The 2,144-nt window shown below is 57.6% G+C and carries 1 protein-coding gene; it reads left to right on the top strand.

Annotated elements, in window-relative coordinates; all coding sequences use genetic code 11:
- Positions 1 to 184: 184 nt before the first annotated feature.
- On the top strand, positions 185 to 1,168 hold the full coding sequence (locus tag FMEAI12_RS36395; RefSeq protein ID WP_146776847.1) for a hypothetical protein: 984 nt from the start codon (positions 185 to 187) through the stop codon (positions 1,166 to 1,168).
- Positions 1,169 to 2,144 lie beyond the last annotated feature (976 nt).

Genomic DNA, 2,144 nt, shown 5'->3' with positions numbered 1-2,144 from the left:
GCCGCCAGCCTGCTACCGGGCCTCCTGGCAGCTACCCGGACCGGACTTCCACCGGCAAGCGACGACGAGCTTACGAAAGGTAGATCGGCCGCTTACACGGCGTCACCTCCAGTCTGCTGGGCGCACGAAAATTCCTCACTTCTTCCAAGCTGATGAAGGGCTGCGAGATCGATTTCGATACGAGGTGCTTCAACGCAAGCTAGTTGAAAAAGATTCGCTTCAGATTTTGAATCAAGGCCCGCAAACCTACGGAAATATTATCCCGAATTTGCCAGTCGCAGAGGGTGGATTTGTCGTTAGAGAGACACCGGCAGGGACGATGCGGAGAGGCGAACAGTATGTAGTTATAGATCCGACCAGCGCGGCCCGCTTTGCATCCAAACACGTGGTCGTTCGAAACATTCACCGAGAAGATGCTCCCGCCGCAGTAGCCCGTATGACGGTTAATCCGGATCAACCGACTGGCGTAAGCGTCGCCTATCTAGATCAGACCTTGCGGAACGGGATAGGTGTGGAAGTGGGTGAAACCGTCGAGCTGTTTTCGGCGGTTGGAAAACAAACAGCAATGGCTGACTGGGCTTTGGCGCCTCGCAACTACGTCATGTGTAGAGTTCAAGCGGCAAGCTTGCCGACGGTGGAACATCAAATCTGCACGGCACACCCTCTCGTGCTCAGTGTTCTCGGCGTCGAAAATGGTGATGAGGTAGTAATAGAAGGCATTCCGGCGGGCGACGCTCTTCTGATACCAGTCTGTCGGCTGAAGATATTCTCCACCCCCGCAGAGGCAATCGAGCAGCGTAACCGCCTGAGCGGTGGTGATCTTACTACTCGATACCCATCATCCCGAGATGCTTTGGGCGTCTATCCTGATCTGCCCTGGATATTTCTTGACGGCGATACCAGAAGCGCCCTTGGTCTTGGAAATCAAAAACTTGCGGTTGTGAGGGTAAGGGCGAGTCGTAAATATCAGGTAGCTAAGGAGGTGCGCGAGATTCTATTGCTCCTATTTCTCGCATTCTTTGGCCTAATCGGAGTTCTAAAGTCTGGCCTTCTGGTCGCGATAGCAGCATTCGTTCTGGTAATCTTGGCGGTTGGGGCTATTCATCGTCGACTCCGTTGGCGGCTATTCCGAAAGAGTCTTCCTGTGAAAAGTAAGGATTTGGCGTAGAGGCACCACTTTCCGGTGGGCGACTACTGTTGGATGAATAGATTAATGTTGTACATGCCTGTCGACGCTTTGGCGTGCAGCCAGACTCGTAACATTGACAGAAGACGGCAGAGCTGGCCAGGTCGCCGATCGGCCTGTGCAGACAGCGGCAGACTCCACGAACAGAGAGGGTTGATCTTATAATTGGGGAAGGCCTGCTATGTCGCAGATGATCGTTCCCGGTCTCAGTTTCGTGCTCGTTCGGGATTGGTCAACACGATCCTCTGCTGTCCATGACCAGCAGCCCCGGACCGCCCGGAACGGGCACGTATCTACCGTCGTGGCACAGATCGGTAGTGGTCTGCGGGCGGGATCACGCTCGTTGGCAGCGAGAAAATCTGGGCCAGCCACGGGCCACAAAGCAGGGCGGCAGGAGGATAACCGGGGCAACTCAGGGTCAGCGTTCGCCGAGATGGGCGAGGTCACGCCGGTCGTACATCAACTTCCCAAGCTCGCAACGCTGCTCTCGCGCGCCTGCTCCGGCAGGCCGACGCGACGTGCCCGCATGAGTCTCAGTCCTGGTCTCGTTCACCGTCGTTCAGCGACGGTCGCAGCAGTGTCGGAGCATCTGTCGACCAGGGCGCCGGACGGCCGGGAACGATGGCGGACGGAGCACCGTGGCACTCCTAAGCGGTAGGCCGCAGGTCCGATTCCTGCCAGGGGCACACAACACCCGCCCTGACCTGCAGGTTTGCACATCACGACCCACCCGATGTGAGTCGAGAAGTGCTGTGCCACAAGGGAAGGACCACCTCCCGCTGGCGCACCCCGCCAAGCACCCACAGGCCCCGTGACCTGCACCATCAGCTCAGTGGGCGTTCTGTACGCTTTTGCCGGGCCTCAGCTTGAGTTGATCTTTTGGGTGTGGGGCTGATCGTCTTGCGGTCGGCGGCTGGTGCGTTCTGCTGGAAGACATGGCAGAACGCAAGCCCTACCC

This window comes from Parafrankia sp. Ea1.12, from assembly GCF_900465275.1.
In the GTDB taxonomy this organism is placed as follows: Bacteria; Actinomycetota; Actinomycetes; order Frankiales; family Frankiaceae; genus Parafrankia; species Parafrankia soli.
Note: the sequence above shows the minus strand (reverse complement) of the source record. Positions and strands in the feature narration are given on the sequence as shown.